The following is a 22,910-nucleotide window of genomic DNA, read 5'->3' on the forward strand; positions in this document are numbered from 1 at the left end:
TCACCCTGGTTACCTACGTTCGACCAGCCAATGACGCTCGAACGATTGCCTGGGTAAATGGAAAACTTCTCGCTGATCCTCGCGATTGTGGTAGTAACCGCACTTGCGTTCGATTTCACGAACGGTTTTCACGACACCGCCAACGCGATGGCCACGACCATCTCGACCGGTGCACTCAAGCCCAAGGTCGCGGTGGCCATGTCCGCCGTGCTGAACCTTGTGGGCGCATTTCTCTCCGTGGAGGTCGCCAACACGATCTCCAAGGGTCTCGTCGACGAGAGCGGCATACGTCCCGAGGTCATCTTCGCCGCCCTGGTCGGCGCGATCCTCTGGAACCTGCTGACCTGGCTGGTCGGACTCCCCTCCAGCTCCTCGCACGCCCTCATGGGCGGTCTGATCGGCGCCACCATCGCCTCGGCGGGCATGGGCGCGGTCCACGGTGACGTCCTGGTCACCAAGGTCCTGATCCCGGCGATCGCGGCGCCCATCGTCGCGGGCCTCGCCGCGATGCTCGCGACCCGCCTCTCCTACTCCATGGGCAAGAAGGCCGACGGCAAGGCCGCCGCGAAGGGCTTCCGCGCCGGCCAGATCGCCTCGGCGGGCCTGGTCTCGCTGGCCCACGGCACGAACGACGCGCAGAAGACGATGGGCATCATCACCCTCGCCCTGGTCGCCGGCGGCGCCGTCGCCCCCGACTCCGACCCGCCCACCTGGGTCATCCTCTCCGCGGGTCTCGCCATCGCGCTCGGCACCTACCTCGGCGGCTGGCGCATCATCCGCACGATGGGCAAGGGCCTGACCGACCTCCAGCCGCAGCAGGGCTTCGCCGCCCAGACCAGCGCGGCCACGGTCATCCTGGCCTCCTCGCACCTCGGTTTCTCCCTCTCCACCACGCACTCGGTCTCGGGTGCGGTGATGGGCGCGGGCCTCGGCCGCAAGGGCGGCGTCGTCCGCTGGTCCACGGCGACGCGGATGTTCGTGGCGTGGGGCCTGACCCTGCCGGCCGCGGCCCTGGTGGGCGCACTGGCGGAGTGGGTCACCGGCTTCGGCGACTGGGGCACGGCGGTCGTGGCGGTCTTCCTCATCGCCTCGAGCGCGGCGATCTGGAAGCTCTCGCGCCGCGAGGTCATCGACCACACGAACGTCAACGACAGCGACGAGGAGCCGGCCGGCGTGGTGACGACGGCGATCGCCGCGGTCACCCCTCCCCCGGCGGGCACGGTGACCGAGGACCTCACGGCCACGATCCCGGCCCCGGCCCCGGCCCCGACCGCAGCCCCGGAGCCCGCCGCTCCGCCGGCCGCCGTCTGAGCCCGCCGCACCCAGGAACGAAGGAATCACCGACATGAAGATCGACTGGGAAGCGCTGGGCTCCGTCTTCGGCGTCAGCCTCGTGGTCACCGTGGCCCTCGTGGCCCTGTTCACCCTCGGCATCATGGGCCTCTCCCGCCAGGAACGGGCCACCGCACAGGGCGGATCCGCGGCCCTCGCGGTCACCGGCGCGTACGCCTGCTTCGCGGCCTGCGCGGCGGCGGTGACGTACGGGATCTATCTGATCGTCGCCTGACGCGACGAGCGAACACCCTGTGGGGTGCGGGACGGTTCACCGTCCCGCACCCCACGTTTTTGTCAGGCCCGCAACCCCCCGTATGTGGGCCTCAGCACACTCTCCCGTCCCAGGTCAACGGCAAGTTGACGGCCCTTCCGGGCCCATGGTGGACTGCCGGAGCCATGTACGACGGCAGAAGAGGAAGCCGGTGGAAGTCCGGCGCGGTCCCGCCACTGTCACCGGGGTAGGTAGCCCCGGGAGCCAGGAACTCTCGTCGTCGGTCTCGTCGAACCAGGGCGTGGACACCCTGAGTGAGGACATATCGCCATGCTCGCCTGCCGTTTGAGATACCGCTCCAGGTCGCTGCCCGACGCCACGGCCGGCTGAGCCGATGCGTGCCGATCGCGTCTTCGCGTACGGCGCCGCCGCCGGACTTCTCGGTGACCTGCTGCTCGGTGATCCACGCCGGGGGCATCCGGTCGCCGTGTTCGGGCGGGCCGCGGGTGCCGTGGAGCGGGTGTTGTGGCGGGACCACCGGGGTTGGGGGGCCTTGCACACCGCGGTGTGCGCCGGGGGCGCCGTCGTGCTCGGTGCCGTGGCGCAGAAGGCCGTACGTCCCTCCCCCGCCGCCTCCGTCGCGCTGACCGGTGTCGCCACCTGGGCCGTCGTGGGCGGCACCTCGCTCGTGCGCGAGGCACGAACCGTCGGGCGTGCCCTGGAAGTCGGGGACGTCGTGGCGGCGCGGGAGCGGCTGCCTCATCTGTGCGGGCGGGATCCGCAGACCCTGGATGCCGACGGGATCGCCCGGGCCGTGGTCGAGTCCGTTGCCGAGAACACCTCCGACGCCGTCGTGGGGGCCCTGGTATGGGGAGCCGTCGGTGGCGTGCCCGGGCTGCTCGGGTTCCGTGCCGTCAACACCCTTGACGCCATGGTCGGGCACAAGTCGCCGCGTCATCGGCGGTACGGCTGGGCCTCGGCCCGGCTCGACGACGTCGCCGGGTGGCCGGGGGCTCGGCTGACCGCCGTACTGGCCGCTGTCGCCGGGAGCGATCCGCGGGGGGCCGTACGAGCCTGGCGTGCCGACGCCGGCGAGCATCCGAGCCCCAACGCCGGGCCCGTGGAGGCCTCGTTCGCCGGGGCCCTGGGCGTGCGGCTCGGCGGGACCTTGTCGTATGCGGGGCGCGTCGAGCACCGGCCCGTGCTGAACCAGGAGGGGCGTTCCGTGGAGGTCCACGACATCGAGCGGGCCGTACGGCTGTCCCGTCGCGTCGGTCTGCTCGCGCTCGGCGTCAGTGTCGCCGCGCGGGTCGCTCTCAAGGCGCGTGCGTCATGACCGGCGGTGGGCTTCTCGTCGCCGGCACCACCTCCGACGCGGGCAAGAGTGTCGTCACCGCCGGGATCTGCCGGTGGCTGGTACGGCAGGGGGTGAAGGTCGCGCCCTTCAAGGCGCAGAACATGTCCCTCAATTCCTTCGTGACCCGCGAGGGCGCCGAGATCGGGCGGGCTCAGGCCATGCAGGCCCAGGCCTGCCGTGTCGAGCCGACCGCGCTCATGAATCCCGTGCTGCTGAAGCCGGGTGGTGAGCAGAGCAGTCAGGTCGTGCTGCTCGGCAAACCGGTCGGTGAGCTCAGTGCGCGCGGCTACCACGGGGGACGCCAGCAGCAGTTGCTCGGCACGGTGCTGGACTGTCTCGCCGAACTGCGGGGCACGTATGACGCGGTGATCTGTGAGGGGGCCGGCAGTCCTGCCGAGATCAATCTGCGGCGGACCGACATCGTCAACATGGGCATCGCCAGGAATGCCCGGCTTCCTGTCCTCGTCGTCGGCGACATCGACCGCGGTGGCGTCTTCGCCTCCTTCTTCGGGACCGTCGCGCTGCTCTCGCCGGAGGACCAGGCCCTCGTCGCCGGGTTCCTCGTGAACAAGTTCCGGGGCGATGTCAGCCTCCTGGAGCCCGGGCTCGACATGCTCCACGGCCTCACCGGGCGGCACACGTACGGTGTGCTGCCCTTCCGGCACGGGCTCGGCATCGACGAGGAGGACGGGCTGCGGGTCTCCCTGCGGGGGACCATACGGGAGTCGAACACGGCCCCGCCCGTCGGCGAGGACGTGCTGCGGGTCGCCGTCTGCGCGATTCCGCTCATGTCCAACTTCACCGACGTGGACGCCCTCGCCGCCGAACCGGGCGTCGTCGTGCGGTTCGTGGACCGGCCGGAGGAACTGGCCGACGCCGACCTCGTGGTGATCCCGGGGACCCGGGGAACGGTCCGGGCGCTGGAGTGGCTGCGGGAGCGGGGTCTGGCTGAGGCCCTCAAGCGCAGGGTTGCCGAGCGGCGGCCCGTCCTCGGCATCTGCGGTGGCTTCCAGGTCCTCGGCGAGCACATCGAGGACGAGGTCGAGAGTCGGCAGGGCCAGGTGGACGGGCTTGGGCTCCTTCCCGTGCGGGTGCGGTTCGCCCGCGAGAAGACCCTCACCCGGCCGGTGGGGGAAGCCCTCGGCGAGCGGGTCGAGGGGTACGAGATCCATCACGGGATCGCCTCCGTGACTTCAGGGGAACCCTTCCTCGACGGGTGCCGGGTCGGCCAGACCTGGGGCACCCACTGGCACGGCTCGCTGGAGTCGGACGGATTCCGGCGGGCCTTCCTGCGCGAGGTGGCGGCCGCCGCGGGCCGCCGTTTCGTGCCGGCCCCTGACACGTCGTTCGCCGCGTTGCGCGAGGAGCAGCTCGACCGGCTCGGCGACCTCATCGAACAGCACGCGGACACGGACGCGCTGTGGCGGCTCATCGAGTCCGGCGCGCCGCAAGGACTGCCTTTCATTCCACCGGGAGCGCCTGCATGAGCACTGTGTTGTTGTTGTCGACCGCCGACACGGACCTGCTGGCGGCCCGCGCCGCTTCCGGTGCCGACTACCGGATCGGCAACCCGACCCGCGTGGACGTCGCCGAGGAGCTGCCCGCGCTCGTCGAGGGCGCCGACATCGCCGTCGTACGACTGCTCGGCGGCAAGCGTGCCTGGGAGGACGGGCTGGCCGCGCTGAAGGCCGCCGGTATCCCGACCGTGCTGCTGGGCGGAGAGAGCGTTCCGGACGCCGAGTTGATGGCCGAGTCGTCGGTGCCTGCCGGTGTCGTGGCCGAGGCGCTCAGATATCTCGTCGAGGGCGGGCCCGCCAACCTGACCGAGCTGGCCCGGTTCCTGTCCGACACCGTGCTGCTGACCGGTGAGGGGTTCGTCGAGCCGCAGAAGATGCCGGAGTACGGCGTCCACGGCGAGCGGACCCATGTGGAAGGCCGCCCGACCATCGGCGTGCTCTTCTACCGGGCCCATCAACTCAGCGGCAACACCGCCTTCGTGGACACCCTCTGCGACGCCATCGAGGCACGCGACGCCAATGCCCTTCCCGTGTACTGCGGTTCGCTGCGCGGGGCCGACGCGGAGTTCTACGAACTGCTGACCAAGGCCGACGCCCTCGTCGCCACCGTCCTCGCCGCCGGCGGCACCCACGCCTCGCAGGCCTCGGCGGGCGGTGACGAGGAGGCCTGGGACATCGGGGCGCTGGCCGACCTGAACGTGCCGGTGCTGCAAGGACTCTGCCTCACGTCGTCCAAGGCCGCCTGGGACGAGTCCGACGCCGCCCTCTCCCCCATGGACGCGGCGATGCAGGTCGCGATCCCCGAGTTCGACGGGCGGCTGATCACGGTTCCCTTCTCCTTCAAGGAGCAGGGTCCGGACGATGTCCCGGTCTACATCGCCGACCCCGAGCGGGCCGCGCGCGTCGCCGGGATCGCCGTACGGCACGCCCGGTTGAAGCACAGGCCGAACGCCGAGAAGAAGCTCGCGCTCGTCTTCACCGCGTACCCGACCAAGCACTCGCGCGTCGGCAACGCGGTGGGACTCGACACGCCCGCGTCGGCGGTGCGGGTGCTGGACTCGCTCCGGGACGCCGGTTACGTCGTCGAGGGGCACCCCGACAACGGCGACGAGCTGATCCACCGGCTCATCAACGCCGGTGGCCACGACGTGGAGTGGCTCACCGAGGAGCAGCTGGCCGCCGCTCCCGCGCGCGTGCCGCTGGCCGACTACCGGGCGTGGTTCGACAAGCTCGACCCGGAGCTGCGGGACGGCATGCTGGAGGCCTGGGGCGAGCCGCCGGGCAACCTGTACGTCGACGGGGACGACATCGTGCTCGCGTCGCTCCGGTTCGGGAACGTCGTCGTGATGATCCAGCCGCCGCGCGGCTTCGGTGAGAACCCGATCGCGATCTACCACGACCCGGACATGCCGCCGTCGCACCACTACATGGCCGCCTACCGGTGGCTGGACAACAGCTTCGGCGCCGACGCCGTCGTCCACATGGGCAAGCACGGCACGATGGAGTGGCTGCCCGGCAAGGGCCTCGGTCTCAGCGGGGGCTGCGCTCCGGACGCCGTCCTCGGTGAGCTGCCGCTGATCTACCCCTTCATCGTCAACGACCCCGGTGAGGGCACCCAGGCCAAGCGCCGCGGGCACGCCACCGTCGTCGACCACCTGGTACCGCCCATGGCGCGTGCGGACACGTACGGCGACCTGGCCAAGCTGGAGCAGCTCCTCGACGAGTACGCGCTCGTCTCCGACCTGGACCCGACGAAGGCACCGGCCGTGCGGGCGCAGATCTGGACGCTGGTGAAGGCGGCCGAGCTCCATCACGACCTCCATGTCGAGGACCAGCCGGACGACGACGCCTTCGACGAGTTCGTCATGCACATCGACGGCTATCTGTGCGAGATCAAGGACGTGCAGATCCGCGACGGGCTGCACATCCTCGGCGGGGGCCCGGTCGACGAGGCGCGGGTCAACCTGGTGCTGGCCGTGCTGCGGGCCTCGCAGGTGTGGGGCGGGCAGGCGAACGCGCTGCCGGGGCTCAGGGCTTCCTTCGCGGCCCATTTCGGGCTCAGCGAGAAGGAGTTGCTGGCCGAGCCGGGGGCGCCGGTGAAGGTGCCGGTGGAGCTCTCCGACCTCGTCGAGGGCCCGTCGCGTACGGCCGCCGACGCGATCGACCTGCTGGAGCAGCTGTGCCGGCGGGTCGCGGAGGGGATGGAGGCGCGGGACTGGGACGCCACGGTCGTCCCGGCTCTCGTCCGCGGTGTGCTCGGCACGGAACTCCCGGACGCGGTCGCCGTGCTGGAGTTCGCCTGCGACGAGGTCGTACCGCGTCTCGCGAAGACCACCGACGAGATCGACCACATCCTCAAGGCGCTCAACGGCGGTTACGTCCCCGCCGGTCCGTCCGGCTCCCCCACCCGCGGTCTCGTCAACGTGCTCCCGACGGGCCGGAACTTCTACTCGGTCGACCCCAAGGCCATTCCGTCCAGGCTGAGTTGGGAGGTCGGGCAGGCGCTCGCCGACTCGCTGGTCCAGCGGTACCTCCAGGACAACGGCGAGTACCCGAAGTCCGTCGGCCTGACGGTCTGGGGCACCTCCGCGATGCGCACCCAGGGCGACGACATCGCCGAGATCCTCGCGCTGCTGGGCTGCCGCCCGGTGTGGGACGAGGCCTCGCGCCGGGTGACCGGCTTCGAGATCATCGGCCTGGAGGAGCTCGGGCGCCCGCGCGTCGACGTCACCGTCCGTATCTCCGGCTTCTTCCGGGACGCGTTCCCGCACGTGATCGGCCTGATCGACGACGCGGTGCGCAAGGTCGCCGAGCTGGACGAGCCCGCCGAGCAGAACTTCGTCAAGGCGCACGCCGACGAGGACACCGCCGAGCACGGTGACCGGCGGCGCGCGACGGCCCGTATCTTCGGCTCCAAGCCGGGGGCGTACGGCGCCGGTCTGCTGCCGCTGATCGACGCGCGGAACTGGCGGTCGGACGCAGACCTCGCCGAGGTGTACGCCGTCTGGGGCGGTTACGCCTACGGGCGCGGACTCGACGGACGGACGGCGCGCGGGGACATGGAGACCGCGTTCAAGCGGATCAACGTCGCCGCGAAGAACGTCGACACCCGCGAACACGACCTCGTCGACGCCGACGACTACTTCCAGTACCACGGCGGCATGGTCGCCATGGTCCGCCACCTCACCGGCGCCAACCCCGAGGCGTACGTGGGCGATTCCGCCACTCCCGACCAGGTGAAGACCCGCACCCTCGGCGAGGAGACCCACCGCGTCTTCCGCGCCCGCGTGGTCAACCCGCGCTGGATGGCGGCCATGCGCCGGCACGGCTACAAGGGCGCCTTCGAGATGGCGGCGACCGTCGACTACCTCTTCGGCTACGACGCCACGGCGGGCGTGGTCGACGACTGGATGTACGAGAAGCTCAGCGCCGAGTACGTCTTCGACCCGGAGAACCGGGACTTCATGAAGAAGTCCAACCCGTGGGCGCTGCGCGGCATCACCGAGCGGCTTCTCGAGGCCGCCGACCGCGGCCTGTGGGCCGAGCCGGACGCGGAGACGCTGGAGCGGCTGCGCGCCACCTACCTGGAGCTCGAAGGCGACCTGGAGGGCGACGACCAGTGACCACCCCCTTTCCCTTTACGGCCGTCGTCGGACAGGACGATCTGCGGCTCGCGCTGCTGCTGAACGCCGTGTCGCCGGCGGTCGGCGGTGTGCTGGTGCGCGGTGAGAAGGGCACGGCCAAGTCCACGGCCGTGCGGGCGCTTTCGGCGTTGCTGCCGGAGGTGCCGGTCGTCGCCGGATGCCGTTTCTCCTGTGACCCTGCCAAGCCGGACCCCGCCTGCCCGGACGGGCCGCACGAGCCCGGCAACGGCGTCGAGCGCCCCGCCCGCATGGTCGAACTCCCCGTCGGCGCCTCCGAGGACCGGCTCGTCGGGTCGCTCGACATCGAGCGGGCGCTCGCCGAGGGCGTGAAGTCCTTCGAGCCGGGCCTCCTCGCGGACGCGCACCGCGGCATCCTCTACGTCGACGAGGTCAACCTGCTCCACGACCACCTGGTCGACCTGTTGCTGGACGCGGCGGCGATGGGCGCGTCGTACGTCGAACGTGAAGGTGTCTCCGTACGGCACGCCTCGAAGTTCCTGCTCGTCGGCACCATGAACCCCGAAGAGGGCGAGCTGCGGCCGCAGTTGCTCGACCGGTTCGGGCTGACCGTCGAGGTCGCGGCCTCGCGGGAGCCGGACCAGCGGGTGGAGGTCGTCCGGCGGCGGCTGGCGTACGACGACGACCCGTCGTCCTTCTCGGCGCGTTGGGCGGACGAGGAGGCTTCCGTACGCCAACGGATCATCGGCGCGCGGGAGTTGTTGCCGTCGGTGCGGCTGGGGGACGGTGCGCTGCGGCAGATCGCGGCGACCTGCGCGGCGTTCGAGGTGGACGGGATGCGGGCCGACATCGTGATGGCCCGGACGGCCACCGCGCTGGCGGCCTGGGCGGGGCGGACCGAGGTGCTGGCGGAGGATGTGCGGCAGGCCGCGCTGCTCGCGCTGCCGCATCGGCGTCGGCGTAATCCCTTCGACGCGCCCGGACTCGACGAGGACAAGCTCGACGAGACGCTGGAGGAGTTCTCCGGCGAGAGCGAGGGCGACGAGGACCCCGATCCGGACGGGCCCGGTGGGGGTGGCGGTCAGCCGCCCTCCGACGGGCCGCAGGACGACGGTGGCTCCGGTGCGCAGCCGGAGGCCGGTGACGGTGGTGAGCCGCAGGCCGGCGGTGCCGGTGCGGGTGAACAGTCCGCCGTACGGGCTGCCGAGCCCTTCCGTACCAAGGTGCTCAGCGTGCCGGGGCTCGGGGACGGGGCCGCCGGGCGGCGTTCGCGGGCGCGCACCGAGCACGGTCGGACGACCGGTGCGCGACGGCCCCGGGGGGCGCTGACCAAGCTGCACCTGGCCGCGACGGTGCAGGCTGCGGCCCCTCATCAGCGGGCGCGCGGGCGGTCCGGGCCCGGCCTCGTACTGCGCCGGGACGATCTGCGGCAGGCGACGCGGGAGGGGCGTGAGGGGAACCTCGTGCTGTTCGTCGTGGACGCCTCCGGTTCGATGGCGGCGCGGCAGCGGATGAGCGCGGTGAAGGGGGCCGTGCTGTCGCTGCTGCTGGACGCGTATCAGCGGCGGGACAAGGTGGGGCTGGTGACGTTCCGGGGTTCGGCGGCGGATGTGGCGTTGCCGCCGACGTCGTCCGTGGACGCGGCCGCGGCTCGGCTGGAGACGTTGCCCACCGGTGGGCGGACGCCGCTTGCCTCCGGGCTGCTGAAGGCCCATGAGGTGCTGCGGGTCGAGCGGCTGCGGGATCCCGCGCGGCGGGCGCTCGTGGTGGTCGTGACCGACGGGCGGGCCACCGGTGGGCCCGAGCCTGTCGCGCTGGCTTCGCGGGCGGCTCGGCTGTTCGCCGCCGAGGGGGTCGCCTCCGTGGTCGTCGACTGTGAGTCGGGGCCTGTGCGGTTGGGGCTGGCGGGGCAGCTCGCCGGTGAACTGGGCGGTACCGCGGTCACATTGGACGAGCTGCGGGCGGACTCCATCGCCGGGCTCGTGAAGGACGTACAGAGGAGGGCCGCGTAATGCCTCAGGGGCAGCCGAGTGTGGTGCCGGACGATGGTCTGACCACGCGTCAGCGTCGTAACCGGCCTTTGGTGGTCGTGCATACGGGGATCGGCAAGGGGAAGTCGACCGCCGCCTTCGGGCTTGCGCTGCGGGCCTGGAACCAGGGGTGGCCCATCGGGGTGTTCCAGTTCGTCAAGTCGGCGAAGTGGAAGGTCGGCGAGGAGAACGCGCTGCGGGTGCTCGGCGCCAGCGGTGAGGGTGGCTCCGTCGACTGGCACAAGATGGGTGAGGGCTGGTCGTGGGTGCAGCGCGACCTTCAGGGTGACAACTTCAGCAACGAGGAGAAGGCCCGGGAGGGCTGGGAGCAGGTCAAGCGGGACCTGGCCGCCGAGACGTATCAGTTGTACGTGCTCGACGAGTTCGCCTATCCCATGCACTGGGGGTGGGTGGACACCGATGAGGTGATCTCCGTGCTGCGGGATCGGCCGGGCACGCAACACGTCGTCATCACCGGGCGGAACGCTCCGGAGAAGCTGGTCGACTTCGCCGATCTCGTGACCGACATGTCCAAGGTCAAGCACCCCATGGATGCCGGGCAGAAGGGGCAGCGGGGTATCGAGTGGTGATGTCCTCGTCCGTTTCCGTTCCTCGGCTGGTCATCGCCGCGCCCTCGTCGGGCAGCGGCAAGACCACCGTTGCCACGGGGTTGATGGCCGCGTTCGCCGCGCGGGGGCTTGTCGTGTCTCCGCACAAGGTGGGCCCTGACTACATCGATCCCGGGTATCACGCGCTCGCCACCGGGCGGGTGGGGCGGAATCTCGACGCGTATCTGTGCGGGGCCGAGTTGGTCGGGCCGCTGTTCGCGCACGGTGCGCGCGGGTGCGACATCGCCGTCGTCGAGGGTGTGATGGGGCTGTACGACGGGGCCGCGGGGGAAGGTGAGCTGGCGTCCACTGCTCATGTCGCGAAGTTGCTCCGGGCGCCGGTGGTGCTGGTCGTGGACGCGTCGTCGCAGTCACGGTCGGTGGCGGCGCTGGTGCATGGGTTCGCCTCCTGGGATCCCGAGGTGCGGGTCGGGGGCGTGATCCTCAACAAGGTCGCTTCGGATCGGCATGAGGAGTTGCTGCGGGAGGCGTTGGACTCGGCCGGCGTGCCGGTGCTCGGGGTGCTGCGGCGGGTGGCTCAGGTGGACACGCCTTCGCGGCATCTGGGGTTGGTGCCGGTCGCCGAGCGGCGGGCGGAGGCCCTGGACGCGGTGGCGGCGATGGCTGCGCAGGTTTCCGCCGGGTGCGATCTTGAGGCGCTGGTGGAGTTGGCGCGGGGTGCGGGTGCGTTGTCCTGGGCGGCCTGGGATGCGGCTGAGGTCCTGGCTTCTTCGCCCCCTCCACCCCTTCCCGTCCCGACCCTGGGGGCTGCGCCCCCGGACAGGCTGGTGGTCGCCGTTGCCGGTGGGTCCGCCTTCACCTTCTCCTATGCCGAGCATGCCGAGCTGCTCACCGCTGCCGGGGCCGTCGTCGTTCCCTTCGATCCGCTTCGTGACGAGCGGCTGCCCGACGGTACCCGTGGGCTGGTCATCGGGGGTGGGTTTCCCGAGGTGTATGCGTCCGAGTTGTCCGCCAACGAGCCTCTGCGCAAGGCCATCGGGGAGCTCGCTCTCCGTGGTGCTCCCGTTGCCGCCGAGTGTGCCGGGCTGCTCTATCTGTGCCGGGAGCTCGACGGGCTGCCCATGTGCGGGGTGCTCGACGCGTCCGCGCGGATGAGCGAGCGGCTGACGCTCGGGTATCGGGATGCCGTGGCCGTCAGTGACAGTGTCCTCGCCGTCGCGGGGACCCGGATGCGCGGGCACGAGTTTCATCGGACCGTCGTCGAGCCGGGCTCGGGGGCGGCTCCCGCCTGGGGGGTGCGCGCCCCTCAACGGCGGGTCGAAGGTTTCGTACAACAAGGGGTGCACGCGAGTTATGTGCACACGCACTGGGCGTCGCAGCCCGGTGTCGCCCGTCGGTTCGTGGAGAGGTGCCGGACGTCATGAGCAGCAAGCTGGTCGGAGTCGGGGTAGGGCCCGGTGATCCGGAGCTGGTGACCGTCAAGGGCGTCAACGCTCTGCGGGCCGCCGATGTCGTCGTCGTGCCGGTCATGGACACCGGGGAGCGGGGGCGGGCCGAGGCGACCGTCCTGCACTACGTGGGTCAGGAGAAGGTCGTACGGGTCGTGTTCGCGCTCAACGAGCGGACCGACCGGGCCCGGCGCGAGGCCGCCTGGGACGCCGCCGGGGAGCGGGTCGCCCAGCTGCTCGCCGAGCATTCCTCCGTCGCCTTCGCCACCATCGGCGATCCGAACGTGTACTCCACCTTCACCTATCTCGCGCAGACCATCGCCGAGCTCGTGCCGGGGACCGTCGTGGAGACCGTGCCGGGCATCACCGCCATGCAGGATCTCGCCGCCCGTTCCGGTGCCGTGCTCACCGAGGGGACCGAGCCGCTGACCCTGGTGCCGGTGACCGCCGGGGCCGCGGCGCTGAAGGAGGCCCTCGCCGGGCCCGGGACCGTGGTGGCGTACAAGTTCGGGCGGCAGGCGCAGGAGGTCGCCGAGGCGCTGCGGGAGACCGGGCGGATCGACGACGCCGTATGGGGGTCCGCGCTCGGGCTGCCGGAGGAGTCCGTGCAGCCCGCCTCCGAGCTCGGCGAGGCCGCGCTGCCCTATCTCTCCACGCTCATCGCGCCCGCCCCGCGCGACGGTGGTCGGGGCGGCAAGCTGTGACACCCCCCGGCCCGCCCGCCAGAGGCTCAGTCGGCGATGCCGACCACCAGCCAGATGAACGCCGCGCCCGCGACCGTGCACAGCAGGGTCGAGCGGGCGGGGTGTTCGTGGTGCGCCTCGGGGAGGATCTCGGCTGCCGCGAGGTAGAGGAGGGCGCCACCGAAGAAGCCCAGATAGGCGCCGAGCAGCTGCTCCGGGATGGTGAGGAACAGGGTGGACGCGGCTCCCACCACCGGGGCCACCGCGTCCGCGAACAGCATCGCGAGGGCTTTGCGGCGGGCGTTCCCGTACAGGCTCGTGATCGTGTACGTGTTGAAGCCGTCCGCGAAGTCGTGGGCGATCACCGCCAGGGCCACGGCCGTGCCCATGCCGCCGCCGACCTGGAAGGCCGCGCCGATCGCCACGCCGTCCATCGCGCTGTGACCGACCATCGCGGCCGCGGCCGTCAGGCCCACCTCGGGGACCCGGCCGTCGTGCTCGTCGCCGCCGTGTGCCGCCTGGCGGACCGCCAGCAGACGTTCCACCAGATGGGCCAACAGGAAGCCGGCCACGAACAGCAGGAGTGCCGCCGGTACACCGAACACCTCGGTGCCCGCCGCCTCCAGCGCCTCCGGCAGCAGGTCGAGGCCCACCACGCCCAGCATCAGGCCGCCTGCCAGGCCGAGGACGAGGTGACGGCGGTCGGTGACGCGTTGTGCCGTCCAGCCGCCGGCCAACGTCATCAGGAACGCGCCGAGCGCGACGAACACCGCCATGGGCCCTTCGTATCCGATCGGACCCCGTGCGCGCACATCCAGCTGCCCTGCGAATCTCTGTGAATCTTCGTTCGAGAGGACCCGAAACCATGGCCGACGCCCCTGCCGGCAAGGTGACCTTCGTCGGTGCCGGCCCCGGCGCCGCCGACCTGCTGACGTTCCGTGCCGCGCGCGCGATCGCCGCGGCCGACGTCGTGATCTGGGCGGCCAGCCTGGTCCAGGCGGAGGTTCTGGAGCACGCCCGCGCAGGCGCGGAGATCCTCGACTCGGCGACCATGTCCCTGGAGGACGTCGTCGCCGTGTACGAGCGGGCCGTCACCGAGGGCCTCCATGTCGCCCGTATCCACTCCGGCGACCCCGCCCTGTGGGGCGGCACCCAGGAGCAGCTCGACCGGTGCGCCCGGATCGGTATCGCCACCGAGGTGATCCCCGGTGTCTCCGCCTTCTCCGCCGTCGCCGCGCTCGCCCAGCGCGAGCTGACCATCCCGGAGGTCGCGCAGTCCGTCGTCCTCACCCGGCTCGGCGGCGGCAAGACGCCGATGCCGCCCGGCGAGGAGGTGCGGGAGTTCGCCAAGCACGGGACCACCATGGCGATCTTCCTGTCGGCGGCCCGTAGTGGGCAGCTCGTGCGGGAGCTGCTCGAGGGCGGCTATCCGACCGCCACCCCCGTCGTGGTCGCCTACCAGGCCACCTGGCCCGAGGAGCTCATCGTGCGGTGCACGATCGAGACGCTGGAGGAGACCGTCAAGGAGCACAAGCTCTGGAAGCACACCCTCTTCCTCGTCGGTCCTGCGCTCGACGCCGAGGGCACCCGCTCGCACCTCTACCACCCCGGCCACTTCCACGGGTACCGCAAGGCCGACCCGGAGGCCCGCCGCGCGTTGCGTCAGCGGGGTGCGAGTACGTGATCACGGTCTTCGGTACGGGGACGGGGACGCCGGTTCCCGCCGATGTGCTGGCCGGGGCCCGGCTGGTCGTGGGCGGCCGGCGTCATCTGGCGTCCGCGGCCCTTCCCGGGGACGTGGAGCAGGTCGTCCTCGGGCCGCTCGCTCCCGCGCTGGACGTCATCGAGCGGCATCTGGACAAGCGGGACCGTGTGGTCGTGCTGGCCTCCGGCGACCCCGGGTTCTTCGGGATCGTGCGGGTGCTGGCCGAGCGGTTCGGGGCCGAGCGGCTCGATGTCCGTGCCGGGGTCTCCTCCGTCGCCGCCGCCTTCGCGCGCGCGGGGCTGCCGTGGGACGACGCCGTGGTGGTCAGCGCACATGGCAGGGACCTTCGTACGGCCGTCAACGTGTGCCGGGCGCGGCCCAAGGTCGCCGTGCTGACCGGGCCGGGGGCCGGGCCCGCGGAGATCGGGGCCGCGCTCAGGGCCGACGACCGGGTCCTCGTCGTGGCGTCCGCGCTCGGGTCGCGGGAGGAGCGCGTCGAGCGGGTCACGCCCGCCGAGGCCGCCGCCCGCGACTGGGGGACGGAGGTGAGCGTGGTGCTGTGTCTGGACGAGGCGCGGGCGCTCGGTGCCGTGCGGACGGTCGCCGGGGCCCCGCCCGGGCCTCCTCAATGGGCCCTGGACGAGGGCGAGTTCACCCATCGCGACTCGATGATCACCAAGTTCGAGGTGCGGGCGCTGGCGCTGGCCCGGCTCGGTCCCCGGCTAGGCGATCTGGTCTGGGACGTCGGCGCGGGCTCCGGGTCCGTGGCCGTGGAGTGCGCGCGGTTCGGGGCCGCCGTCGTCGCGGTCGAGAAGACCCGGGACGGCGTCGAGCGGATCCGCGCCAACGCGGTGGCGCACGGTGTCGACGTACGGGCCGTGCACGGGGCCGCGCCGACCGTGCTGTCCGATCTCGACGATCCGGACGCCGTGTTCATCGGTGGCGGGGGGCGTGAACTGCCCGCCATCGTCACCGCCTGTGCGCGACGGGCGCGGCGGACGGTCGTGGTCGCGATGGCGGCGCTCGACCGGGTGCCGGCGGTGCGCGAGGCGCTCACCGGTGCCGGGTTCGGTTGTGACGGGGTGCTGTTGCACTCCTCGCGGCTGGCGCCGCTGCCGGGTGATGTGACCCGGCTCGCGGCGACCAATCCCGTCTTTCTGTTGTGGGGGGTCCGAACCCCCGTCCCTGAAGAAGGAGTTGCTCTGTGATCGGCCTCATTTCCGCCACCTCGGCGGGCGCGGCTGCGCGGGACCGGCTGGCCGCGGCGTGGCCGGAGCGGACGCGTGTGTACGAGGGTCCCGTCGGGGATGCCGTACGGGCCGCGTTCGCGGAGTGCGAGCAGCTCGTGTGTTTCCTCGCCACGGGTGCCGTGGTGCGGCTGATCGCGCCGCTGCTCGGCGACAAGACGTCGGACCCGGGTGTGGTGTGCGTCGACGAGGGCGGGCGGTTCGCCGTTTCGCTGGTCGGCGGGCACGGCGGTGGCGCCAATGAACTCGCCCGTGAGGTCGGGGAGTTGCTGGATGCGGAGCCCGTGGTGACGACGGCCACGGATGCCGTCGGGCTGCCGGGCCTGGACACGCTCGGGTTCCCGGTGGAGGGCGATGTCGCCGCCGTGTCGCGGGCGCTGCTCGACGGTGAACCGGTCGCTCTCAAGGCGGAGTCGACGTGGCCGCTGCCCGCGCTGAAGGTCACGGGGGAAGGCGACTACTCCGTCCGTCTCACCGACCGTCTCGTCGAGGCCGCCGAGCGCGAGGTCGTGCTGCGGCCGCCGTCCCTCGTCGTCGGGGTCGGTGCCTCGAAGGGGGCGTCGGTGGACGAGGTGCTGGGCCTGATCGAGGGTGTGCTGCGGGGCGCCGGACTGTCGGCCGCGTCGGTCGCCGAACTGGCCACCGTGGACGCCAAGTCCGAGGAGCCCGGCATCGTCCGGGCGGCTCAGCGGCTCGGTGTGCCCCTGGTGACGTACTCCGCCGAGGAGTTGGCGTCCGTCGAGGTCCCCAACCCCTCCGACGCGCCCCTCGCCGCGGTGGGCACGCCGTCGGTGGCGGAGGCCGCCGCGCTCGTCCGGGGCGGCGAACTCCTCGTCCCCAAGCGGAAGTCGGAGCGTGCGGACGGTCAGCCGGCCATGGCGACCTGTGCCGTCGTACGGCGTCCCGCGCGCGGCCGGCTCGCGGTCGTCGGGCTCGGTCCCGGCGCCCGGGACCTCCTCACGCCCCGCGCGAAGGCGGAGTTGCGGCGGGCTTCGGTGCTCGTCGGGCTGGACCAGTACGTCGACCAGATCCGCGATCTGCTGCGGCCCGGCACCCGGATCCTGGAGTCGGGGCTCGGGGCCGAGGAGGAGCGGGCGCGGACCGCTGTGGCGGAGGCCCGCAAGGGGCAGGCCGTCGCGCTGATCGGCAGCGGGGACGCGGGCGTGTACGCCATGGCCTCCCCCGCGCTCGCCGAGGCCTCCGACGACATCGACGTGATCGGCGTACCGGGTGTGACGGCCGCGCTCGCGGCCGCCGCGATCCTCGGTGCCCCGCTCGGCCACGACCATGTGTCGATCAGCCTCTCCGACCTGCACACTCCATGGGAGGTCATCGAGCGGCGGGTGCGTGCGGCGGCCGAGGCGGACATCGTGGTCACCTTCTACAACCCCCGCTCGCGCGGCCGGGACTGGCAGCTGCCGAAGGCGCTCGCGATCCTCGCCGAGCACCGGGAGCCGACGACGCCGGTCGGTGTCGTACGGAACGCGTCGCGGCCGGACGAGTCCGGTCGTCTCACGTCGCTGGGCTCCCTGGACCCGGCGACGGTCGACATGATGACAGTGGTGACCGTGGGCAACACGGCGACCCGTGACATCGCGGGACGCATGGTGACGCCGCGCGGCTACCGCTGGCAGACGGCAGAGGAGGGCGCCAAGTGATCCGTGAGGTCCATCCGATCGAGGTGGAGTCCTACCGGCGGCTGCGCGCCCGCCTGGACACCTCGCACTTCCCGCCGCTGACCCGGTCAGTGGTCGAGAGGGTCATCCACTCCGCCGCCGACCTGGAGTATGCGAGCGATCTCGTCATGGACGAGGGCGAGCTGGAGAAGGCACACGCGGCCCTGCACGGCGGTGCGCCCGTCGTCGTGGACGTGGAGATGGTCGCGGCCGGCATCACCCGGCGCGAGACCGTCTGCCGGCTGAGGGACGCCGTGGCCGGTGCGGGGCTGACCCGTTCCGCGCACGCCGTCCGGCTCGCCTACGAGCAGGTCGGTCCCGGCGCCCTGTGGGTCATCGGCAACGCTCCCACCGCGCTGGAGGAGCTGCTGACCCTGGACGCCGCCCCGGCGCTCGTCATCGGTCTGCCCGTCGGCTTCGTCGGCGCGGTCGAGTCCAAGGCCGCGCTGCGCGAGAGCGGGCTGCCCGCCGTGAGCAACGTGTCCGAGAAGGGCGGCTCCGCGGTCGCCTCGGCCGCGCTCAACGCCCTGCTGTACCACCCCGTTCCGTCTTCCGAGGAGAAATCGTGACCACCCCCCAGCCCGCCCTGCTCATCGCCGGACATGGCACCCGGGACGAGGCCGGAGCCGAGGCGTTCCGCGACTTCGTACGGGAGCTGGGGCGCCGCAACCCCGAGCTGCCCGTCGCGGGCGGCTTCATCGAGCTGTCCCCACCGCCGCTGGGCGACGCCGTCGCCGAGCTGGTGGAGCGGGGTGTACGACGGTTCGCCGCCGTTCCGCTGATGCTGGTGTCCGCCGGACACGCCAAGGGCGACATCCCGGCGGCGCTGGCCCGCGAGAAGGAGCGGCACCCCGGGATCTCGTACACCTACGGCCGTCCGCTGGGCCCGCACCCGGCGCTGCTGTCGGTGCTGGAGCGGCGGCTGGACGAGGCGCTCGGCTCCGCCGAGCGCACCCCCGGCGACCGTTCGGACGTGACCGTGCTGCTCGTCGGGCGCGGCTCGACCGACCCGGACGCCAACGCCGAGGTGTACAAGGCGGCCCGGCTGCTGTGGGAGGGACGCGGGTACGCGGGTGTGGAGACGGCGTTCGTGTCGCTGGCCGCGCCGGACGTGCCGAGCGGGCTCGACCGCTGTGTGAAGCTGGGCGCGCGACGGATCGTCGTGCTCCCCTACTTCCTGTTCACCGGCATCCTCCCGGAGCGGGTCAGGCAGCAGACCGAGGGCTGGGCGGCCGCCCACCCGGAGGTCGAGGTGCACTCGGCGGACGTCATCGGTCCGGAGCCGGAGCTCCTCGATCTGGTGATGGAGCGGTACCGGGAGGCCATCGCGGGCGATCTGCGGATGAACTGCGACTCGTGCGTGTACCGCATCGCGCTGCCGGGCTTCGAGGACAAGGTCGGTCTGCCGCAGCAGCCGCACTTCCACCCGGACGACGACGGCCACCATCACCACCACGGACACCACCATGGCGCCCACTCACATGCGCACTGACGCGGAGGGGGCGGCGGCGCACGACCTCCGCCACCACGGCGACGCCGAGGTCCGCGACGGCGGGGCCCGGCTCACCGACCTCGCCGTGAACGTCCGCGCGAACACGCCCCCGGCGTGGCTGCGGGAGCGGATCGCCGAGTCGCTGACCGGACTGGCCGCCTACCCGGACGGCCGGGACGCACGGGCGGCGGTGGCGGCCCGCCATGGCCTCCCGGTAGACCGCGTGCTGCTGACGGCGGGCGCGGCCGAGGCCTTCGTGCTGCTCGCCCGCGCCCTGGATGTCCGTCAGCCGCTCGTCGTGCACCCGCAGTTCACGGAGCCGGAGGCGGCGCTGCGGGACGCGGGCCACACGGTCGACCGGCTGCTGCTGCGCCAGGAGGACGGCTTCGGCCTGGACCCGGCGGCCGTCCCTGCGGACGCGGACCTGGTGGTGATCGGCAACCCGACCAACCCCACGTCGGTCCTGCACCCGGCCGACACCGTCGCCCGACTGGCCCGTCCGGGGCGGACGTTGGTGGTGGACGAGGCGTTCATGGACGCGGTGCCGGGCGAACGGGAGGCCCTGGCGGGCCGCACGGACATCCCGGGCCTGGTCGTCCTGCGCAGCCTGACGAAGACCTGGGGTCTGGCGGGCCTGCGCATCGGCTACGTCCTGGCCGCCCCGGAGACCATCGCGGAGCTGGAGCGCGCCCAGCCCCTGTGGCCGGTGTCCACCCCGGCCCTCGCGGCCGCCCAGGCCTGCATGGAACCGCAGGCCCTGGCCGAGGCGGCCCACGCGGCCCACCGCATCGCCGCCGACCGCGCCCATCTCGTCGCCGGACTACGGGAGTTCGCCCCGGACGGCCTGGCGGTGGCCGAACCGGCGGAGGGCCCCTTCGTCCTCGTACGGCTGCCTCGTGCGGCCGCCGTGCGCCGGCATCTGCGCGACCTCGGTTTCGCGGTCCGGCGCGGGGACACGTTCCCGGGTCTGGACGAGGAGTGGCTGCGGCTGGCGGTGCGGGACCGGCAGACGGTCAACTCGTTCCTCCAGGCGCTGGATCAGGCGATGGTCCTGGCGAGGTACTGATCCGCTCCCGGGTTCCGTCCGGGAAGCGGATGCCGATGGCTCCCTCGGCGTCGACGGTGACGCTCGCGCCGGTGGTGCGCGCGTCCCCCTTGGTCAGGACGACGAGGGTGACCAGGAGCGGGCCGGTGCCTTCGAGGACGGGGGTCGCGGAGTGGCGTCCGTAGGCGTTGGCGTCGAGGGAGCGTACGACCCTGCCCTCGGCGTCGCTCCAGCCGTGCAGGGCGACGAGGGCGCTGGTGAGGCCGTCGGTACGGCGGGCGAGGGCGAGGCCGGGGCCGGTCTGCGCGTGGGGTGCTGCGGTGTCGTCGGCGACGGCCCAGCCCCCCTCGCGCACACGTGAGTTGCCCGGTACCCGATGGACCCGCACTTCCCATGGTCCGTGCACGACGCTCACTGTCTCGATCCCCGTGGCCTGGCTGGAGGCGGCGCGTCGGCCCTCGACGCCCAGGGGGTGGATGCGCCCCCGTTCGGACGGGGTCCCGTCCGGGCCGAGGAGGGCGATGTGGTTGTCGGGCCCGATCGGTGTGTCCGGGGCGGTGGCGCTGGAGTAGGCGAGCTTGGCGTAGTGCGGGCTGTCCTCGTCCGTGGCCGGTGGGGGCGGGAGGCGGTCGCTGCCGTGGTTGACGAGCCGGACGATCCCGTCGGCCGCCGTGGAGTGCAGCAGCCAGCCCGGGGCGGGCAGGGCGAGGGTGGAGTCGGCGGCGTCGACGGGGCCGGGTTCCTCGGTGGCCGTCCACACGGGGTGGGTCGCGGGCAGGAGGAGACCGAGGAAGGCCTTGCTCGCCCAGTACGGGGAGGCGGGGCCCGAGTAGCGCTGGGTGACCGGGAGGAAGGGCCGGTACCAGCCGAGGCTGAGCAGGCCCCGCTCGTCGGGGGCGCCTCGCTCGGCGAAGTGCTTCAGGGTGCCGGAGGCCAGGCGCCGGGTGCGGCCGGGCGGCAGCGGGGTGGCGTCGGCGAGGGCGCCGGCCCAGAGGGGGGCGGCCGCGGCGAAGCGGTAGGTGAGGGAGCGGCCCTGGTGGACGGGGGCGCCGTCCGAACCGAAGAAGTACTGGTGGGCGGTGAGGAATTCACGCAGACGGGTGCGGTGTCGGGCGACGGTACCGGCGTCCGCACGCGGGCCGGCGATCCGCGCCCACAGCACCGGGTACAGGTGCAGCGCCCAGGCGTTGTAGTAGTCGAACTTCTTGCCCTCCCCGTCGGTGTACCAGCCTCCGCCGCGGTACCAGTCGTCCAGCCTGGCGAGCCCGGCGTCGATCTCGCCACGGCTGTGCGGGGCGCCGACGGAGGCGAGGAACTCCTCCGTGATGACCTGGAAGAGCCGCCAGTTGGAGTCATTGGCGACGGCACCGACGAAGTGGCCCAGCCACTCGGTGACTTGACCTCGTACGGTGTCGTCGAGTCGGTCCCAGAGCCACGGGCGTGACTCGTGCAGCGCGATGGCGATCGAGGCGGCCTCGACCATCGGCTGGCCCCGGTCGGTGATGGGCGGCCAGCGCTCGTCGCCGTACGGATCGGTGCCGGCGGCCAGTCCGGCCGCGTACCGCTCGATGAGGGCGGGGTCGACGCGACCCTCGGCGCCCGCGATACGGAACGCGGCCAGCAGGAAGGACCGGGCGAACCCTTCGAGCCCGTCGGACCAGGGGCCGGAGTGGCTGGGAGGTCCGGGTAGGCGGTACTGGGCGTAGTTCGGGGAGGCGTAGGGAAGCAGGCCGCCGAGGAGCCGGTCGGCGAGGGTTTCCCAGTGGGCGCGGGTCCAGCCGGTGAGGGGTGAGAGCAGTGTGTCCGGGGGTAGAAGGTACGTCGATTCGGAAAGCGGCACGTGAGGCGCGGCCATACGGCTTGGGGTCTCCATTTGTCAGGGGGATGTGGAGCGCCCCGTCAGGGGCGCGGGGAACTGCGCGACCAGCCACAACGAACCGGCAGCCTCACGACGGCGGGCCGCTCACGCTGCGACGAACGACGATGTGAGTGCCGAGCAGGTGGTGGCTCCCGGCCGCCTGAGCGGGATCGCGCAGCGCAATCCGAACGGCAGCCCGCCCCAGCTCCTCCGCAGGCGTACGCACGGTCGTGAGCGGCGGATTGAAGTCCTCGGCAAGCGGGATGTCGTTGTACCCGACGACGGAGATGTCGTCCGGCACCCTCAACCCTGCATCGGCTATCGCGCGAAGCACCCCCGCCGCGACCATGTCGTCACCGGCCACGACAGCGGTGAACTCCCGGGTCTCCTTGAGAAGTTCGGTCATGGCCCGCAACCCGGCCGCCCGTCCGAGCCCGCAGTCGACGACACGCGCGGCCTCCCCGGGCAACCCGTGCTCGGCAAGCGCCGCACGGTAACCGGCGACACGAGCATCCAGAGCCGTGTTACCGGGCAGTCCTCCGAGGAAGACGATCCGGCGATGCCCCGCCGACAACAGGTGCCCCGTGATCGCCCGCGCCCCCGCCTCGTTGTCGAACTCGACGACCAGCGCCGGGATCTCCGGATCCGGCGCCGGACGCCCGCACAGCACGAGCCGCGCGCCCGACGAGTCCAGCGCCTGCGCGTAGTGCGCCACGCGCGAGCGGTACGCGTCGTCCTCGACCACGCCGCCCACCAGAATCACCAGCCGCGCCCCCTCCTCCCGCATGAGCTGCACGAACTCCATCTCCCGCTGCGGATCCCCACCGGTGGCACCCACGACGCACAGCCACCCCCGATCGGCGGCCTCGGCCTCGACGCCCTCGGCGACCTGGGCGTAGAAGGGGCTGGTGACCTGTCGGACGACGACCGCGGCCATCTTCCGGCCGCCCCCCACCAGCGCCCGGGCATGCGCGTTGGCGACATAGTCGAGGTCCCGTGCGGCACGCAGCACGCGGGCCCGGGTCGCGGGTGGCACGGGATGGTTCCCGGTGAGCGCACGCGACGCCGTCGCCGTCGAGACACCCGCCCGCTCGGCGACCTCGCGGATCGTGACCCGTCCCTTGCCTGTCATACC

18 protein-coding genes and 1 riboswitch are annotated in these 22,910 nt (G+C 72.3%); of the genes, 15 read left to right on the forward strand and 3 right to left on the reverse strand.

The features are described 5' to 3' along the window. The first annotated feature begins 57 nt into the window (after nt 1-57). The 9 genes from ACWD3I_RS17605 (at nt 58) to cobI (ending at nt 12,773) form a co-directional block, all read left to right on the forward strand. The gene (locus ACWD3I_RS17605) at nt 58-1,311 is read left to right on the forward strand and encodes an inorganic phosphate transporter (protein ID WP_365400490.1); all 1,254 of its coding nucleotides are present in this window, start codon (nt 58-60) and stop codon (nt 1,309-1,311) included. 34 nt (nt 1,312-1,345) lie between these two features. Beyond that, nucleotides 1,346-1,567 (forward strand): hypothetical protein, encoded by a 222-nt coding sequence (locus ACWD3I_RS17610; RefSeq protein ID WP_266829011.1) that lies wholly within the window; start codon nt 1,346-1,348, stop codon nt 1,565-1,567. A gap of 132 nt (nt 1,568-1,699) precedes the next feature. Further along, nucleotides 1,700-1,839, forward strand: a riboswitch (cobalamin riboswitch). Nucleotides 1,840-1,940: 101 nt separating this feature from the next. After that, a complete protein-coding gene (locus tag ACWD3I_RS17615; protein WP_365409871.1) occupies nt 1,941-2,882 on the forward strand; it encodes a cobalamin biosynthesis protein in 942 nt (313 codons plus the stop codon). Continuing rightward, nucleotides 2,879-4,390: a cobyric acid synthase gene (locus ACWD3I_RS17620; protein WP_365409874.1), complete on the forward strand. Its 1,512-nt coding sequence runs from the start codon at nt 2,879-2,881 to the stop codon at nt 4,388-4,390. The genes ACWD3I_RS17615 and ACWD3I_RS17620 overlap by 4 nt, the downstream gene beginning before the upstream one ends. Continuing rightward, a complete protein-coding gene (gene cobN, locus ACWD3I_RS17625; protein WP_365409877.1) occupies nt 4,387-8,043 on the forward strand; it encodes a cobaltochelatase subunit CobN in 3,657 nt (1,218 codons plus the stop codon). Before ACWD3I_RS17620 ends, cobN begins: the two co-directional genes overlap by 4 nt. Beyond that, nucleotides 8,040-10,034: a putative cobaltochelatase gene (locus ACWD3I_RS17630; RefSeq protein ID WP_365409880.1), complete on the forward strand. Its 1,995-nt coding sequence runs from the start codon at nt 8,040-8,042 to the stop codon at nt 10,032-10,034. Before cobN ends, ACWD3I_RS17630 begins: the two co-directional genes overlap by 4 nt. Further along, the gene (gene cobO / locus ACWD3I_RS17635) at nt 10,034-10,642 is read left to right on the forward strand and encodes a cob(I)yrinic acid a,c-diamide adenosyltransferase (protein ID WP_365409883.1); all 609 of its coding nucleotides are present in this window, start codon (nt 10,034-10,036) and stop codon (nt 10,640-10,642) included. The genes ACWD3I_RS17630 and cobO overlap by 1 nt, the downstream gene beginning before the upstream one ends. After that, nucleotides 10,642-12,045 carry a cobyrinate a,c-diamide synthase gene (locus ACWD3I_RS17640; RefSeq protein WP_365409886.1) on the forward strand — a complete coding sequence of 468 codons (1,404 nt, stop codon included), beginning with the start codon at nt 10,642-10,644 and terminating at the stop codon, nt 12,043-12,045. The genes cobO and ACWD3I_RS17640 overlap by 1 nt, the downstream gene beginning before the upstream one ends. Beyond that, complete coding sequence (gene cobI / locus ACWD3I_RS17645; RefSeq protein WP_365409889.1) at nt 12,042-12,773, forward strand: precorrin-2 C(20)-methyltransferase; 732 nt, start codon at nt 12,042-12,044, stop codon at nt 12,771-12,773. The genes ACWD3I_RS17640 and cobI overlap by 4 nt, the downstream gene beginning before the upstream one ends. Before the next feature lie 26 nt (nt 12,774-12,799). On the opposite strand, the gene ACWD3I_RS17650 is transcribed toward cobI, so the two are convergent. Next, complete coding sequence (locus ACWD3I_RS17650; protein ID WP_266894199.1) at nt 12,800-13,528, reverse strand: ZIP family metal transporter; 729 nt, start codon at nt 13,526-13,528, stop codon at nt 12,800-12,802. Between the two features lie 89 nt (nt 13,529-13,617). Here ACWD3I_RS17650 and cobM point away from each other — a divergent pair, with 89 nt between their 5' ends. Genes cobM through cobC form a run of 6 tightly spaced genes read left to right on the forward strand, consistent with a single transcriptional unit; the run spans nt 13,618 to nt 19,938 of the window. Continuing rightward, nucleotides 13,618-14,436, forward strand: a complete 819-nt coding sequence (gene cobM, locus ACWD3I_RS17655; RefSeq protein ID WP_365409892.1) for a precorrin-4 C(11)-methyltransferase — start codon at nt 13,618-13,620, stop codon at nt 14,434-14,436. Next, a complete protein-coding gene (gene cbiE / locus ACWD3I_RS17660) occupies nt 14,433-15,665 on the forward strand; it encodes a precorrin-6y C5,15-methyltransferase (decarboxylating) subunit CbiE (protein WP_365409895.1) in 1,233 nt (410 codons plus the stop codon). Before cobM ends, cbiE begins: the two co-directional genes overlap by 4 nt. Then, nucleotides 15,662-17,362 carry a precorrin-3B C(17)-methyltransferase gene (cobJ, locus tag ACWD3I_RS17665; RefSeq protein ID WP_365409898.1) on the forward strand — a complete coding sequence of 567 codons (1,701 nt, stop codon included), beginning with the start codon at nt 15,662-15,664 and terminating at the stop codon, nt 17,360-17,362. The genes cbiE and cobJ overlap by 4 nt, the downstream gene beginning before the upstream one ends. Then, nucleotides 17,359-17,949, forward strand: coding sequence for a precorrin-8X methylmutase (locus tag ACWD3I_RS17670; RefSeq protein WP_365409901.1), 591 nt, complete (start codon nt 17,359-17,361; stop codon nt 17,947-17,949). Before cobJ ends, ACWD3I_RS17670 begins: the two co-directional genes overlap by 4 nt. After that, nucleotides 17,946-18,872 carry a sirohydrochlorin chelatase gene (locus tag ACWD3I_RS17675; protein WP_365409904.1) on the forward strand — a complete coding sequence of 309 codons (927 nt, stop codon included), beginning with the start codon at nt 17,946-17,948 and terminating at the stop codon, nt 18,870-18,872. Before ACWD3I_RS17670 ends, ACWD3I_RS17675 begins: the two co-directional genes overlap by 4 nt. Further along, nucleotides 18,862-19,938 (forward strand): Rv2231c family pyridoxal phosphate-dependent protein CobC, encoded by a 1,077-nt coding sequence (gene cobC, locus ACWD3I_RS17680; RefSeq protein WP_365409907.1) that lies wholly within the window; start codon nt 18,862-18,864, stop codon nt 19,936-19,938. The genes ACWD3I_RS17675 and cobC overlap by 11 nt, the downstream gene beginning before the upstream one ends. Here cobC and ACWD3I_RS17685 read toward each other — a convergent pair. Beyond that, nucleotides 19,886-21,772 carry a DUF2264 domain-containing protein gene (locus tag ACWD3I_RS17685; RefSeq protein ID WP_365409910.1) on the reverse strand — a complete coding sequence of 629 codons (1,887 nt, stop codon included), beginning with the start codon at nt 21,770-21,772 and terminating at the stop codon, nt 19,886-19,888. The two genes, cobC and ACWD3I_RS17685, sit on opposite strands and share 53 nt — an antisense overlap. 91 nt (nt 21,773-21,863) lie before the next feature. Beyond that, entirely contained in the window at nt 21,864-22,907 is a 1,044-nt protein-coding gene (locus ACWD3I_RS17690) for a LacI family DNA-binding transcriptional regulator (RefSeq protein WP_365409913.1), read from the reverse strand. Nucleotides 22,908-22,910 lie beyond the last annotated feature (3 nt).

Source organism: Streptomyces sp. NPDC002817 (genome assembly GCF_053592055.1).